The organism is Pedobacter endophyticus, from assembly GCF_015679185.1.
GTDB classification, from domain to species: Bacteria; Bacteroidota; Bacteroidia; order Sphingobacteriales; family Sphingobacteriaceae; genus Pedobacter; species Pedobacter endophyticus.
Genome location: NZ_CP064939.1, coordinates 1,656,112 through 1,672,638, shown reverse-complemented (window position 1 = coordinate 1,672,638; position 16,527 = coordinate 1,656,112). Strand labels below are relative to the sequence as shown.

At 41.2% G+C, this 16,527-nt stretch carries 8 protein-coding genes; 2 read left to right on the top strand and 6 right to left on the bottom strand.

The window, feature by feature from the left end:
- Positions 1 to 26: 26 nt before the first annotated feature.
- The 6 genes from IZT61_RS06615 to IZT61_RS06590 all read right to left on the bottom strand — a co-directional run bounded on the left by IZT61_RS06615 (position 27) and on the right by IZT61_RS06590 (position 9,321).
- Entirely contained in the window at positions 27 to 1,160 is a 1,134-nt protein-coding gene (locus tag IZT61_RS06615; RefSeq protein WP_196100383.1) for a TlpA disulfide reductase family protein, read from the bottom strand.
- A gap of 32 nt (positions 1,161 to 1,192) precedes the next feature.
- Positions 1,193 to 2,158: a discoidin domain-containing protein gene (locus IZT61_RS06610; protein ID WP_230383884.1), complete on the bottom strand. Its 966-nt coding sequence runs from the start codon at positions 2,156 to 2,158 to the stop codon at positions 1,193 to 1,195.
- Between the two features lie 17 nt (positions 2,159 to 2,175).
- Entirely contained in the window at positions 2,176 to 3,546 is a 1,371-nt protein-coding gene (locus IZT61_RS06605) for a RagB/SusD family nutrient uptake outer membrane protein (RefSeq protein WP_196100382.1), read from the bottom strand.
- A 12-nt stretch (positions 3,547 to 3,558) separates the two neighbouring features.
- Positions 3,559 to 7,149 carry a SusC/RagA family TonB-linked outer membrane protein gene (locus tag IZT61_RS06600; RefSeq protein ID WP_230383883.1) on the bottom strand — a complete coding sequence of 1,197 codons (3,591 nt, stop codon included), beginning with the start codon at positions 7,147 to 7,149 and terminating at the stop codon, positions 3,559 to 3,561.
- A 294-nt stretch (positions 7,150 to 7,443) separates the two neighbouring features.
- Positions 7,444 to 8,631: a FecR family protein gene (locus tag IZT61_RS06595; protein ID WP_196100380.1), complete on the bottom strand. Its 1,188-nt coding sequence runs from the start codon at positions 8,629 to 8,631 to the stop codon at positions 7,444 to 7,446.
- Positions 8,632 to 8,727: 96 nt separating this feature from the next.
- Positions 8,728 to 9,321 (bottom strand): RNA polymerase sigma factor, encoded by a 594-nt coding sequence (locus IZT61_RS06590; RefSeq protein WP_196100379.1) that lies wholly within the window; start codon positions 9,319 to 9,321, stop codon positions 8,728 to 8,730.
- Positions 9,322 to 10,094: 773 nt separating this feature from the next.
- Here IZT61_RS06590 and IZT61_RS06585 point away from each other — a divergent pair.
- Together IZT61_RS06585 and IZT61_RS06580 are read left to right on the top strand one after the other, a co-directional pair.
- Positions 10,095 to 12,914, top strand: a complete 2,820-nt coding sequence (locus tag IZT61_RS06585) for an MGH1-like glycoside hydrolase domain-containing protein (RefSeq protein WP_196100378.1) — start codon at positions 10,095 to 10,097, stop codon at positions 12,912 to 12,914.
- A gap of 546 nt (positions 12,915 to 13,460) precedes the next feature.
- On the top strand, positions 13,461 to 16,520 hold the full coding sequence (locus IZT61_RS06580) for a SusC/RagA family TonB-linked outer membrane protein (protein ID WP_196100377.1): 3,060 nt from the start codon (positions 13,461 to 13,463) through the stop codon (positions 16,518 to 16,520).
- The last annotated feature ends 7 nt before the right edge of the window (positions 16,521 to 16,527 follow it).

Below are 16,527 nucleotides of genomic sequence, written 5' to 3'. Positions count from 1 at the left end.
ATTAATTGTTATTTTTTATTTAAACTTTATGGTTTGATAAATTTTCGAAGTTGATCAGTTAAGTCTTCACCTCTTAGGTTTTTAGCGATGATGATGCCATTTGGATCAATCAGTAAATTCTGCGGTACAGAACTGATACCATACATTACGGCTACATCATTTTTCCAATACTTGAGGTCGCTGACATGAATCCACGGCATTCCATCTGTTTTGATGGCATTTAACCACGAGTCTTTTCCGGCATCTAACGAAACACTCACGATTTCGAATTTATCGCCCTTTAATGCATTATACGCTTTAACTACATTCGGATTTTCGGCCCTGCAGGGTACACACCAACTTGCCCAAAAATCAACCAATACATATTTGCCACGTAATGAAGAAAGTGTAAATGGTTTACCGTTAACATCGTTTTGCGTAAAATCTGTTGCTTTTGCACCTTGTTGGCGGCGTTTGCCGATTTCAATTCTGTTGATTGCGCTTTGGCCTAAAGGAGATGCCTGTAATTCAGGAGAAAACCGATGCAAAAGTGATTCTGCATCTACCGGATCGAACTTACTATCCAAAACATGTGTTGAATAAGCCAATAAACCAGCAAAAGAATTAAGGTGATTTTCTACAAACTGCCTGTTGATACTTTTGATTTTGACCACCAGTTTTGAAATGCTATCGCCAGCCTTTTTTCGATCCTCAATTGATTTTTGATAAACACCAGCCTGATCTTTTTTACCATAAAAGTTCTGCAGGTGAATGATCTTATCGGTGATGGGTTTAATCATCGCTTCGCGTTCGCTATTTTCTTTTTCGGCAACTGAACCAGTAATTTTAGCGTTATAGATTGAATCTTTTCCCTCGATGCTAATTTTCGAATTTTCGATGATGAAACTTTGGTAATCATTCTGTTTTCCAGACTGTTGTGCTCCGCTTCGTCTGATCGCAATAATAGCGGTTTGAGGCTCGGCTAAGTTGCCGTTAAACTCGAACTTTCCATTTTTAATCTCCACAGAATCTGTTTCCCGCCAGGCCGCGTCTTTGTAAAAGGCCAGGTAAGCTTTAGCGGGTTCTTTCAGTTGAGGAACTTTCCCGCTTAGCGTGTATCCTTTTTGCGCTGACACAAAAAAAGGGAGTAGCATTGAAAGTGAAATCAGTAATTTTTTCATTTTTAATATTTATAGGTACGAGTTGTCTTCGATTAATTTCTTAAAACTATTCCACCCACAAAACCAATGCTATATGTATTGGCACCTGATACATATGGGGTTGACGTCAAAATGGTGAAACGGAGATATCTGGCGGTAGTTACTGACGGTAGATCGATAGTTTGTTTCTTCGCGGCGTTGTTAACATCCACTGTATAAGTGCCTTTATCCGTCCATGTTGTGCCGTTTGAACTCGTTTCAACTTTAGCAGAAGTTGTATAGCCCCCAAGTGTTGGTGTTACTGCAGTTGGAAAGAAATAATCCAGTCCTGAAAACGTAACATCCCTTCCAAAATTGATACTTACCCATTGTGGCAATGTGGCTGTAGTAGCGCTGGCCCAGTAAGTTGTACCCGTTGCTGCATCTACAGCTCTTCCGGCCACGTTTGTTCCTGATGTGGATGAAGCTGTGGCCGTTAGTGTATATCCGGTATGGTCTACATAAAGTGCATCGCCCGTATTAAATACATAATACACTACCCTTCGGGTTTTCGGATCTTGAACCTGTCCGTCAACCGCTGCAATTACCAGTGGAAGAACATAAGTGCTGTGGGCTCTCAATGCGGTTTGATAGCTGAGATTAAGCACTGCAGGTTCGGAAGTCGTACTTCCGGCGGAGATCGCTACAGTTGGTTTGTAATAAAGATAGGTTGAGGTTGGAAGTAAAAGTGCGCTACTTCCATATTTGGCCCTGTAATCAACAATTTTTGTGGTATCTGTAGCGAAGGTAACATAATGATCGCCTGATGAAGTACCGCTCTGCATTGCAGCTTTCATCTCCATACTCAATAAGGTTATATTCTTGATGTCCAATGATCTGGCGACCACTTCCGTCGTTGCTGGTAAATCGAAGGTTACACGGCCTTCTGCCAGGGTTTCGCGATCGGCCGCATCTTTTTTGCAGGCTGCAAGCAGTACTATTGCAACTATAGCCAGCACATTAGGTTTATATATCTTCATCTTTTAGGTTCTAATAATTATGGGTTCTGTATCATATCGGGGTTAAAAGCCAATACCTGGATAGGTATCTGCAGCGTATACTTACTGCTATGCGGCTCCAGTGTCGCAATCACGTTATTCTGTGCGTTTGTACGGATAACTGCCGGCATTCTGTTTTCCAGGTCGAATCTTCGCATATCGAACCAGCGCAGCCCATGAAAAGGTAATTCTCTTCTTCTTTCGGCAAACACCTCATTAAGCACAGCATTCTGGTCGGTCGAAGTAAAATCTCTACTTGTAACTGGCGTACCTGTGTAGCGATTACGGCGTACTTCATTCAGGTGGCTGAGTGCTACGCCAAGGTTATTGCTGCGTGCGGCTCCCTCTGCCGCAATGAGGTGCATTTCCTGCACCGATGTGCCCGAATTGGTTAATTGAAAAACAGGTGTAACCAAATTAGCATAAAATAAGGTTGAGCCTCTTACATTACTCGCCCAGTTATAATATAGCACGGTTCTTCTCGCATCGTTAGTCGCAAATGTGCTTTTAAATTCGGCGGTTATCGGCAATCCGATCGCTACAGAAGAGCGGCCGTAAATTACATCAGGATGTGATACCACATTGGTTGTGGTGGGGAAAGTTGCAGCATTGGTATAATCGATAATGGTTGCACGGGTGTTGGCCAATGCCAGTTCTGCATAGCGTTGCGCTTCGGCATATTCTCTCCTGTACAGGTAAACACGTGCCAAAACACTATAAGCCGCACCTTTTGAACCACGGAACCTGGCGTTACTGTTATCAGCTGGCAGATTAGGAATCGCCTCATTAATGTCGCTGATAATGTGTTGATAAATTTCTGCTGTTGTACTTCTTGCGGGTGTTTTCTGACTTACATCGTCTGATGTGATATAAGGTACTGCAAGGTCTGTTGCGGCAGTTGCGGCATCATAAGGTTTGGCATATTCATTTACCAAATAAAAGTAAGAATGCGCCCGGCCAAGTAATGCCTCAGCCCTGATGCTGCTTTTTTGCGATGGAGTGCCGCCTTCAGCTGCGTTGATACCTACCAATACCGTATTAAATAAACTAATGCGTTTATAATGTTCGCCCCATAGGTAGGTAGTTGAAGTAATATCGGTTGTAAATTGTGGCGCCCAGGTGTAGATGAGTTCTGAAAGTGTTGTAGGAGGCGTGTTTACATTTTGTAAATCGATATTATCTGTCATATAATTCATGATATTATCTGCGGAAGTTTCGCTGGTTAGCACCTGATTATTCAGCCACAAATCAAAATCATTGGTCGTTTTTAACAATTGCTTGCCTTTGGGTTCTACATCCAGATATTTATCACAACTACTCAAAACCAGGCAGCAAAGGAGTAACTGGGTGATATATTTAATTTTTTTCATCGGTACTAAATTTTAAAAGTTGGTGAATAAACCCAGTGTGTATGTTGGGGTTAGGTACGATTTTGCATAGCTTCCGGTGGCCATGCTAAAGTTATATCTGTTAAAGCCCACGGTGTATAAATTTGAAGCCTGAGCTTTAATCTCAAAGTTTTTAAAGCCAGCTCTTTTAATAAAAGGCATATTATTTAAACGATAAGAAACGGTTACGTCGCCCAGGGTTAAGTAATCGCCATCAACTACATAGTTGCTGTTGTAGCGGTAAGCCCATGATGGGTTGGTGGCAGTCAAATCAACCAGGTTTGGGATATCGGTATTCAGCTCATCGCCAGCAACCCTCCAGTAATTATTTGCGCCCACCAAAGGCCGGTTATCCGCTGGTGTAGGTCGGGGTACCCGCACCTTAAAGCCGCCATAATAATTTATCATGGCAAAGAAATAAAAACTGCCTACATCTATACGGTTACTTAAGCCTGCGTTTATGCTTGGAAGAGTTGTACCCGAATATTGCACAAGACCTGAGTCTTTACTTGACATTGCTGCCACAATCGGATTGGTTATTGTACTTGTACTTACCACGTACGATTTTCCGCTTGGATCTACAATGATAGGATGGCCTTCGTTGTTAAGGCCCACGGTATTGTACGAAAACATAGCACCTACCGGATAACCACTTACATAACCCAATACATCAAGTGCCTGCGGATCGTATCTTCCTGCCCTGTAAACATCAAGTACCTTACTGCCGTTTTTGGCAATTACCAAACCGGTATTCCAGTTAAATGTTTTAGTAGATATCCAATCGGCTTTGAGGCTAAATTCTAAACCATTATTTCTGATGGTAGCATAATTGATTAAGGCTGAGCTGGCCCCAAGCGTCGGATCGATGGTAGAATTGCCCATTACATCGGTTGTTTTTTTGGTGTAGTAATCGATGCTACCAGTGATGTTTTTGAAAATGTTAAAATCCAAACCCAGATTAAAGTTTTCTGTTTGTTCCCAGCGAAGACCGCTATTGGCATTTGATGCTAAAACGAGCGAAGTAAGGGTAGGGGTGTTTGCCAGATTGTTCAGTGCCTGGGCAATTACCTGCGGAAGAGAAAGTTTAGCCACATTCCCGTTAAAGCCAAAAGCACTGCGTAGTTTCAGCTGGTGCAACCAATTTATGTTGGCCATAAAGTTTTCTTTGTGGATATTCCATGCTGCACCTAACGACCATAATGGTTTGTATTTATATCTCGGGTCGGTTCCAAAAAGGTTTGATTGGTCGATACGGATACTTCCCGATAGCGAATAGGTGTCTTTAAAGGAGTAAACTACATTAGAAAAGGCAGATAAATAGCGGTCATCGTTATAGGTCTGATTAAAGAAACTTGTTAACGAGCCTAGTGTATTTCCGGTAACGAGTGTGCCTCTAACCGCTGCAGCACCATTAAATATAGCAGCATAGTCTACCGGTTGTTGTAGCAAACTCTGGTCGTTGTAACCAAAATAAGAGGCTAAATTACCTTTGTTTAATATACTCCGTATCTCTCCGCCAGCTATGGCGTTAATTGAATGGTTGCCAAACCTTTTGTTATAGTTTAGTTGTGTACGTGCGGTATACCCTGTTGAACTTGTATTTTGCTGACGAAGGAAATCGCCGTCGGGGATGTTTCTTTTGAAAGTTCCACCCGCTGTTACGGTATAATTATTTACCCAGGCATTTACTTCAGAAGCGCCCTGGCCAGCCAAATGCCTGATTTCTGCACGCGATGTTTCATATACGCCGCCAAATAGCAGGTTAAAACCGTTTCCGATGTTGTAATTGAAGTTGGCAATGGTTTTGCTGTTCGTGGTCTGCGTTTTATCGCTTACTGAGTAAGCATCAACCAGCGGATAATAATTTTGATCCAGCAGCCCTTGCGATTGAATGAAATTGTTATAAACTGGCGCATAACTCATCGAATTAATCGCACTGGGATTGCCGTTAATATCTTCATAACGCTCGTAACCCGCAAACTGTGCAGCTGTGGGTATTGGCGCAGCATTAAAGCGTTGTTCCTGGTATTCTGTCGTCAATTCTAAACTTAGCCGTTTCGCCAGTTTAAGCGTAGTTCTTCCTGTTAATAAAAATCTGTTATTATCATTAAGGATCGCGTTACTGGTATTACTGGTGTAATTGGCGGTAATATAATACAGTGCATTAGGAGTTCCGCCAGATACATTCAGGGTATTCGTTTGCGAGGCTGCCGTTCGTTGGAACAGGCGGCTATAATCATCCAGATTGTCATAGCCGGCGAGCTCAGCAAAAGACGTTTCGGCCTGCGCAGGTGAAATAATTCCGGCGGCAAGCTGAGCTTGAATATAAAACGGAAGAGACCTGCGGATACTACCTACGCCGGGGTTGTACAAGGTTGCCCACGTAGATGGTGTAATATTTAGGCTTTGTCTTTCTCTTACATAATTTGCGTTAATGGCAGATGCGTCTCGATCCCAGCGGTACCGGCTATAATCTTCCTCCGGTTTCAGTCCCAGCGTGCTTCTGAAATTGAATTGCGCCGCTCCCGGATTGGCCTGCTTTCTTTCGATAATAATTACTCCGTTTGATGCCCTAACGCCATATACCGTTGCAGAAGCGGCGTCTTTGAGGATGGTAACTGATTTAATCTCATTCGGATCAATCATATCAAGCGTAAGTTCGGTGGGGTAACCATCTACAACAATTAAAGGGCTTTGGTTGGCCGACATTGTAGAAATTCCGCGAATATTGAACAAAGGTCTGGAAGAGGTATTACCGTTGGGGTCCGTGCTGTTAAACATCACCGAGTTATTGATCAGCAATCCCGGTAACCTGTTTACCAGTCCGTCAAGAAAATCAGAACTTACCCTCGATTCGTATTCTCTGGTGCCAATTTGCGAAACAGCACCTGTACTTTGCTCAGGCTTAATGCGTTGGTAACCCGTATTTACGGTTACGCCTACCTCTTCCAGTTCACTAACATCAAGACTTAGCCGAATAACACCCAGGTTTTTTTCAGCCCGCACTTCTCGGGCTTTATAACCAATAAATTTGATGACCAATATTGCATTTTCGTCTACGTTTAGCAGTTTGAACGAACCATCGGCGCCACTTCTAACGGCCTGATTTTTACCTTTAACTGCAATTGTTGCACCAGGTAAGGGTTTGTTGGATAACGAATCTACAATTGTACCGCTCACATCTGTTACCTGGAACAATTCTCTAACACGATCTAATAAGCCAACCGGTTTTGCCCTTAATGTTACCGTGTTGTTATTAATTTCGTAAGTAATCGGCTGTTCGTTAAAAATCTGATCTAATACTGCTTTAAATTCTGTGTTTTTCACGTTGATGCTCACAAGGCTGGCTTTGTTGAGTAACTCTCCGGATGCGATAAAATTATAGCCACTTTGTTTTCGCAACTCAGTGATTACATTCACCAATAACACATTGGATTTGTTAAGGCTTATTTTTTGCGCAAAGCCAGCAGCACTAGCTTGCATAAAGGTTGCGATTAAAATTACGGTGGTTAGTCGCATAATAAGTTTGGTTTTTTGGATATATCGTTTACCTATATCCGGTTTTAGGGTTGATTTTTGATACACTATGTTTGGTTTGTGAACATTCCCGGCAGGCAATAGTTGCCACATTACATTGCTTTCACAGGCAATATTTGCTAAGTTTGTTTCTGGTTAATTTGCAGATGATCTGTTCGTAGAAAAATCGAAAATCTGCTTTAGTTGATTTCAATCGACGCCAATTTTTCCATACCCTGCGTCCAGGCGGGGTATGGTTTTTTGTTATCGTTAGTTTGGTTTAATGGAGGTTATGGTCGTTATTTCTTCATATCATTCAGTTTAGGTTTGTGGGAAAAGCCCCTTGTTTATAGTTGTTTAGGTTTAACGAGATACATAAATTTTTCTTCCCTTAATTTCGAAATGAACATTTCCGGTGGCCTCAAGCGAGATTAATACTTGAGAAATATTGTCAAAACGAGAAACTGAACCCCAAAATGTTCCTTCAGGAATGTGATCAGTATAAATTACATCTACATTATACCAGCGCTCCAACATTCGCATAATTTCTTTAATGCTGAGTACGTCGAACACAAAGTTGTTGTTTTTCCATGCTACGGCCAGCTCAGTATCTACCTTGCTGATATTAATATCTCCATTTATGTTTACGGCTTGATTACCAGGTGTTAGTATTTTGGTCTTTTGGTTTGCGCTTATCTTTACGCTTCCTTCCAACAGCGTGGTTTTAACACCAGGTTCGTTTGTGTAACTATTGATATTAAAATGCGTGCCGAGTACTTCAACCTCTTGCTGTCCGGTTTTAACAATAAAAGGATGCGCTTTGTCTTTCGCTACTTCGAAATAGCCTTCTCCGGTGAGCGAAACTTCTCTTTCATCTTGTTTAACAAAACTTGTTGGGTATTTGAGCGACGATTCTGCATTGAGGAATACCAGGGTTCCATCAGGTAGGATAACCTGCATTTGTTCACCCCGCATAGTTGAAAGCATGTTACTGCCTGTTGCCGCCAAATCGCGATCGACGATTTCATAGACAATCTGACCGGATTTGTTTTTATAAATCTTTACGCCAGATTCCGCTGCAATGTTTCCCGTCATGGCCTCTTTAATTAAAATTTTCCGGCCATCGGCTAAGGTAAGTGTTGCACCCGGTTTGCCTGGGGCAACATCATTTTGATAAGTTATGGTTTGCTTTTTAAGGGTGTTTTGCGAAATAAAATAGTAGGTGCCAATGCTTAGGATAGCCAAAATTGATGCAGCAACAGCAATTCCAGGCCATGATTTTATGCGATTTATTTTTGGTAAGGAGACCGCTTGAGGCTGGTGTTCAATAGACTTCAAAATCCGATTGTGAAGCGCAGAGGCGTTACTCGTGCTAATGCTCTCAATTTCGATTTCAGCATCGATCACTTCATCTAAATCCTTTGTCAATAGGCTATCCCATTCATCCTGGTAGCGCCCGTCTTCCAACGTTTTTAAAACCTGATCAATTTCTCGCTGGCTAGCTTCACCATCTATATATCGCTGAAATATATGGCGTATTTCTTTATTCACTTTTAATCTTTTAATACTAATACAACTGGCGGAGAAAAAACATCCAGTCGATTATAAAAAAAAATGAAAAAAAGTTGTCGGCGGTTGGTGTAAAAATTATTTATGAACCGTAATCAATGCCAGCAGAACTGCCAGGGCATTTTTGTATTTGATATATTCTCTGATCAGTTTTAAAGCCTTATGCATATGTTTATTTACAGTACTTTCAGTAACGCCAAGTTCTTCGGCAGCTTGTTTGTAAGTTAAACCCTGAATACGACAACGAATAAATACTTCTTTTGGCTGTCCGGTTATTGAGTTAAGTGCATCAACCATTAACGAATTACTTTCATTATACTCAATTTCCAGGTCAGTAGTGTTTTCTGTTTCTTGAGCATATTTTCGTATTTCTGTTATAATAGAAACTTCATGGTTTGCTCTTTTCAAAACATTAAGGAGCGTTCTTTTGGCTATGGTGTATAAATAGGGCTTTAACGGTTTGGCAGCATCAATTTCTTTTCTGCTTTCCCATAATTTCACAAAGGTATCGTGAACAATATCTTCGGCCAAATGTGGGGATTTTGTTGTTCTTTGAATAAAATATTTAAGTTTTTGGATATTTTGAAAGTATAGCCTGCTAAAAGCACCCTGATCGTCCTGTTTTAAAAGCTCAATCAGTTCTTTTTCGCTACGTTCGCTATAATTGTTCATGTTTAGGAGAAACGAATCTAGTAAAAAAAATGTTTAACTTTGGTGTTTTGGAAATATCGTAAACAAATATGGGGCGATTGATTGTTTTTTCGATTCAAAACATGCCATATTTTACTTTTTCGACTTCCTTTTACTTATAAAGTACGGCAAAAAATGTAAAGGGGCACTATTTTTCATCATGCACAGGAAATTAACCGGGCGGCTTTCTTTGGTTTTTTTAGCACAACCTGGGGGCCTGCCGTTAAATAGCTCAGCTTGTTCATCATACTATTGGGTGCAAAAAACAAAGGTAATGATGTTGTATCTTCAATATGGCTTCAACATCATTCGATTTCCAGTTGGGAAGCGAATCGCCCCAGCTGTACTAAGTTCGAACCGTCAGTGCTAAAAAACACCGCTACTGTACTTTATGCGCTAACAGGAAACCTTAAAGGGTTGCTTATTAAAAAGCAGCCCTTTTTCGTTTGAATTGAATAGGCCCAAAGAATTTGCGTAATCTGATCATTTTTTTGTCGATTTGCCTCAATTTAGCTATTCATCATAAAGATGATGCCATATTGAATATCTTCGCCCTGAGCTATCTACTGCTATTTATAGTAAAGTTGTTTCCAACAAAACTGACCAACATTGTGCGAATAGGAATAGCACTAAAACGCATGTGATTGGTTTGAGGGCACAGATTTTTAAATCAGTTATTGTTCTTAACCGCCAAAAAAGATGGAACGATCAACTTTTATTCAGGTAGGGTAAATAGTTCGCTAACCAGGTATCAAATGAATAAAATCCACCTATTTTTGCTTACAACAGGCTTTTTGACAGCCTTTGCGCTACATTCAAAAGCTCAGCCTGATCCATCAATTTATACTAGCTGGGAAAATGGATTTACAACTTCCCTGAAGAACACGCTCGACATGGCACTGCCACCGTTTGGGCCTTATTCAGACAGATACAACGGGATATCGCACATCCCGGCCAAAAATAATGGATTTCGTTTTGATGTAATTGTACAGCCGTCTTTTTATATGCGCAATATTACCCCATTAGCCAATGTAAAACGAGAATCTGGCTATCATCCCTGGGAGTCGACACCTGACTTGTCTTTTTTCTCCTATCGTTATCAGTTGGAATGGAAAGATAGGGTGTATTGTGATGTTTCCTTTAATAAAGTTGATGATCAAACCAGACTGATCAGAGCTGAATTTGTAAATAATACCGAGAACAACAGGAGTTTAGCGCTGAACATCTTCAATACCATTGTATTTCCTTTCGAGAAGCGTATTCGTGCGATATTACCTCAAAATGCGGTTTGGCAAAAGGCTGCCGATTATAAAAGTTTTAGGGAAAAAACATATTCGTGGAATTACAATTTGGTTTACGACGGGCAATTGCGTGGACAAGTAAAAGATGAGTTGGCGGTAAGTGGAAACGCGATCATTGCAGGAGCAAATAACACCGTAATTGATTATCTCCGCTTGATCAATAATGGCCGGCTGCGCAAGGGAACGTTATTGCTGCGGTATAAAAAACTAGCTGAAGGGAATACAACCATTCAGGTTAACTTAAATAATGAATTGGCCAATACAGTTGACTTGGGAAGTGAGCGGGAGTTTGCTTTAGCCAAAATACCTTTAAATAAAATTCCGGATGGCGAAGTGACGCTTTCCTTAAAGTTTTTAAATGGTTCTGCGGTGAGGTTAGAAGGATTTACATTGATAAATGAAGAAGACGCTGCTAAAGTAACCTTTACTGAAGATAAACTAAACTACATTTCGAAACGAATAAAAGCAGGATTGCCAAATGCCATTATTCTAAAATATGATGACATTAATGAATACTATGGGCTGATTTGGAGTGATTTATCAGCTGAAAAGAGGGAATTGTTTGATAGTAATGCTGATAAAGCAATAGCTGTTTTTAATAATTTGGTTCGTAGCGGAAACAAACCATCGGAAACGGTTAGAATAAAAGGTAACAATGAGGGTTGGTTCTTTAATATCTTTTCTGCTCCAATTATTGTTAAGCCTCATGAAACAGCAACAGGATATGCCTATTTGGTTTGCGGAACGGACGAAAACGAGGTGACTGAAAAACTGAATGATTTGAATACACGTTGGCCTCAAGCCGAATCTATATATCATCGCCAGCGCGTCAAATCGAAAGAAAGTAATATCAACCCAACGGGCGAAACTTATCGTTTCAGTCAACAATTGATGAAGGCTACTGCACTAACAAACCTGATTTATCCGTCGTTTGCACAAAATCAATTTATAAAGCATACCACGCCTGGTAAAAGGTGGAGTTCGCTTTATACCTGGGATTCGGGCTTTATAGGTTTGGGTTTCTCCGCATTAAATTTGGGGCGGGCTTTAGAAAGTTTAAATGCCTATACAATGGATTCTACCAGGCAATCGGCTTTTTTAGAACATGGCACACCGTTGCCAACACAAGCTTATTTGTTTAACGAAATCTGGAATAAATCGCAGAATCTGGAGTACCTAAAATACTTTTACCCCAGGCTAAAGAGATATTACAATTATTTAAGCGGGGCAGAAAGTTCACCTACCCGAAAGTTGAAATCTAATTTGATTGCAACCTGGGATATCTTTTACAATTCGGGCGGTTGGGACGATTATAGTCCGCAGGTTTACGTACATCAGAAAAAATTGGAAAGTACTGTTGCCCCAACAATCAATACTGCACACCAAATCAGGTTTGCTAAATTTTTAAAGATGGCGGCCTGGCAGCTCGGGCGAAATGAAGACATCAAAAAATACGATGAAGAAATTATTAAGTACACGAAGGCATTACAGCAACTGGCGTGGGATGAAACCTCGGGGTACTACGGCTATGTACAACACGACAAAAGTGGAAACGCTTTAGGAATATTGAGACATTTAAGCGGTAAAAACTTTAATATGGGCTTAGATGGATGTAGCCCCCTGCTTGCCGGTATTTGCAACGAAGATCAAACCCGGAAGATTGTTGATCATCTTTTTACAAAGGGCGAACTGTGGTCGGTACATGGCATAACTGCTATCGATCAGTCTGCTCCCTATTACGATAAAGATGGCTATTGGAATGGCAGGGTATGGATGCCGCATCAATGGTTTTTTTGGAAAACAATGTTGGATTTGAACGAGCCCGACAAGGCCATCCAAATAGCAAAAACCGCTTTAGAGGTGTGGAAAAGAGAAACAGAAGACACCTATAATTGCTGGGAGAACTTTAGCGTTGAAACCGGTAATGGGGGCGGGTGGCACCAGTTCGGTGCATTGTCATCTCCAGTATTAAATTGGTACGAAGCTTTATATAAGGCGGGTACTGTTACACATGGTTTTGATGTTTGGCCAATTAGTGAAAAATTCAGTGCGTTTAATGATGAGTTTAATGGGAAGTTTAAGCTCTTTGGTAGTTCGAGTAAACTTAAATCAACGCTTCTCATTTGCCTCGACCAAAAAAATGCGTATGAAGCGTTTTGTAATGGAGAAAAAGTGCAGCTCAAAAAAATACACGAGGGATTGTATTCGGTTGCGCTTACTGCGATTGATAATGATGATAACATCGCCGACCTCTCGATAGTGAAAAAGAAATAGCCAGCCAGGCGTGTTTCTATTGTGAAGGTTGATGACTGTGCTGGTGTTAAACAGATAATTTTGAGATGATTCGACAAGTTTTTGACCTGATGGCTCATTGGAAAATAGCTAGTTTTGAAATCAGATAACCAAATAGTAAACCATCATCCCTATCTAATCATTTGCTGAAAACGTAATATGATCAGCGTTAATTCAGGAAAACAGCTTAAAGTAAGGAATTAAATTGAGCGTATTACCCGGCGCCATCTGCCGCAATGCTTTTACTTTGGATAGATTGGGATGATACAGAAAAGTTAACCAAATATGAAAGACCCAAAAGAACCAATTGTACGATCTATTGCCCGTTTTTTGTTCGATTATAACTGAACCGCTTGTCGAAAAATTTTAGCCATAACCATACCGCCAGCGCTTTTAGTAGCGATGTACCGCAAAAAGGAAGCTTTCAAAACTGATGCCGCAAGGTAAAAACCAAAAAAGGCAAAATTTCCTCGTGAATGTATCAACTGGTTTATTACAAGCCGATTATAAACTATAACCAAATTAAATATGAATTTAAAAGCCACATGTATAAACACAATGGCCAGAACACTGGTGCAGGTAATTATTGCTACCGGTTGCTATGGAATATGTGCCGCGAGCGTAAATGGAGATCACTTTGCGCTGCATAAAAACTATGCCTTTAAAGTAATAGACATCGCAATAACCGGGAAAGTTGTAGAGGAGGGAACAGGATTGCCATTGCCAGGGGTATCTGTTAAAATAAAAGGAACTTCTAATGCGGTGGTTACGGATAACCAGGGTAACTATCGAATTGTGGTGCCTGATGCACAAACTACACTGGTATTTAGTTATCTGGGGTTTGTACCGCAAGAGAAACTTGTGTCAGCTGCTGGCGTAATCAATGTTACACTCGTGCCCAGCGACAATAAACTGGATGAAGTTGTGGTTGTTGGTTTTGGTACACAGAAGAAAGCAGACGTTACGGGGTCGGTTGTGCGAGCAAATCTCGAAGATTTCAGAAATGCCCCTGTAACCAATGTTGCTAATCTACTGCAAGGAACTGTGCCGGGTTTAAACGTTGGGCAGGTTAACAGGGCCGGCGCCACGCCATCAATTAGCATCAGGGGTGCGAATACCATTGCCGGAAATCAAAATGTACTGGTAATTCTTGATGGAGTGCAATATAATGGCTCGTTAACTTCAATCAATCCTGACGATATTGCTTCTATTGATATATTAAAGGATGCCAGTGCGACAGCGGTGTATGGCGCTCAGGCAGCAAACGGGGTATTATTGGTGACCAGCAGAAAAGGGGTAGCAGGGAGAACCCGAATAACATTTTCTTCTCAGTATGCTACCCAAAATCCGAATATTGATACGAGACCAATGGGGCGGGAGGAATATCTGGATAAGATCAGATACTTATATTATGACCAGGCTTTTTTGGCGCCAACCTACACGGAGCCCAATCCGGCATTCGATCTGTCGAGCGTTGTCGATCGGTCGATGAAAGATCCGCAGGGAAACCTTTTACCAAATGATTTTAGTTGGTATGATGAGGCTTCGCAAAATGGCTATGTGCTCGATAACCAGATTAGCTTTTCTGGCGGCAGTGAAAAAATAAACTACCTGCTTTCGGCTAGCCTTACGCGTAACACAGGCTTTATTGTAAACGATATCTTTAGAAGGAAAAGCTTGCGGGCTAACCTTGAAACTAAGGCGACGGACTGGTTGACTGTGGGTTTGCAGTCGTTCGGTACATTTGTTAATGAAGACGGGGTTGAACCCACAATTGGTACGTTAAGAATCCTTTCGCCTTTGATTCTACCACGCGACGAAAATGGGAACTTATCTATTAACCCTTTTGCTACCAACATTGTCAATCCATTTTTATCGTATGAAACGGATGATTATGACCGTAAAAATTATTTTTTCGCAAACGTTTATGCCAACGTGCTTTTACCGATAAAAGGGTTGAGCTATAAGTTGAACTTTGGCAACAATTACCGCCAAATATTAAATTATGTTTCGAATAGCTACGATGCTAATTTAACGGGACAGGCTTCAAAAGAAAGTACAAATTATTACGATTATACATTAGATAATGTACTTACCTATAACAAAACCTTCGGCAAACACAATATAACGGGTACGTTACTTTATGGTGCTGTAGAGCGCCGACAGGAATATACGCGTGCTTACTCAAACGGGTTTTCGCGACAAACTTTGGGGTACAATGATCTTGCCCAGGGAAATAATCGATTTGCCATATCAAACGGCTTTAGCGAATCTCTGAATTACCAGATGGCTCGTTTAAATTATGGCTTTGATGGTGGACGGTATTTATTGACGGCTACGGTGAGGCGAGATGGCTTTTCGGGTTTTGCAAAAAACTATAAAGCAGCGGTTTTTCCGTCGGTTTCTGTAGGCTGGGACATTTCAAAGGAATCGTTTTTTAAGGCCAGTTGGGTTGATCAGTTAAAGTTGAGAGCAGGGTATGGTACGGTAGGAAACCAAACCCCGAGGTATACTTCACTGGCTCGGGTGAATACAAATGCAGCTTACGTTTATGGAGATGGTGGTGGTACGCAGTTTGGCCAGGAAGTGGGCTCATTGCCAAATCCCAATTTAAGGTGGGAGCGGACTACGGGGCTCAACATAGGGCTTGATTTTACTTTGTTAAAGAACCGCATTTCGGGTACAATTGAGTATTACAATACCCGAACCACAGATTTACTTTACGAAGTGGCATTACCTACGGTTACAGGTTTTAATGTGATACAATCAAACGTTGGTCAGCTCGATAATAGCGGTTATGAACTGTCTATCAATTCAAAAAACATCAATTCGGGCGGTTTTCAGTGGAATACGACGCTAAATTTCTCACGCAACAAGAACGAACTGGTGAAATTATTGGGCGATCGTGATGGAGATGGTGTTGAAGACGACCTGCCGCAAAGCGGATTATTTATCGGGCAGCCGTTGGCAGTAATATATGATTATCAAACTAACGGAATCTGGCAAATCGGAGAACAAATACCGAGTGGTTATTCACCGGGCACATTAAGGATTGTAGATCAGAATGGCGATGGTTTAATTAATGCAAACGACAGGACTATTTTAGGCTCAGGTGCACCTTCGTTCAGGGTTAGTTTACTTAATAATTTTCAGTACAAAAACTTTACATTAAGTGTTTTCTTAAACTCAGTACAGGGAGGCAAAAATTCTTACATCGCCGGTAACACGCCGAGGATGATCAGGGATGATAACCAAATTAGAAATAACCATTTGAGCGGCATTGATTTTTGGACCCCTAACAACCCGGATGGCAGGTACCCAAGGTCTATTTTGGCAGCTACGATACAGCCGGCACTTTATCAACACAGAAGCTTTATACGCCTGCAAGATGTGTCGCTATCGTACAAAGTTCCAGCAAAAGTGATCGAGAAAATTAATTTACAAAGCGTTAATATTTTCGTTAGCGGCAGAAACCTGGCTACCTGGACAAATTGGGAAGGCTGGGACCCGGAAACGAATGAGGGATTGACCACGGGCGGCAGGCCGGTATTGAAAGGTTATTCCTTGGGATTAAATGTTACATTTTAAAAAATTA

What these genes read in the sequence shown, in the direction of transcription:
- IZT61_RS06610 (WP_230383884.1), bottom strand. Translation starts at nt 2,158, where the DNA reads ATGAAGATATATAAACCTAATGTGCTGGCTATAGTTGCAATAGTACTG.
- IZT61_RS06615 (WP_196100383.1), bottom strand. Translation starts at nt 1,160, where the DNA reads ATGAAAAAATTACTGATTTCACTTTCAATGCTACTCCCTTTTTTTGTG.
- IZT61_RS06590 (WP_196100379.1), bottom strand. Translation starts at nt 9,321, where the DNA reads ATGAACAATTATAGCGAACGTAGCGAAAAAGAACTGATTGAGCTTTTA.
- IZT61_RS06580 (WP_196100377.1), top strand. Translation starts at nt 13,461, where the DNA reads ATGAATTTAAAAGCCACATGTATAAACACAATGGCCAGAACACTGGTG.
- IZT61_RS06605 (WP_196100382.1), bottom strand. Translation starts at nt 3,546, where the DNA reads ATGAAAAAAATTAAATATATCACCCAGTTACTCCTTTGCTGCCTGGTT.
- IZT61_RS06585 (WP_196100378.1), top strand. Translation starts at nt 10,095, where the DNA reads ATGAATAAAATCCACCTATTTTTGCTTACAACAGGCTTTTTGACAGCC.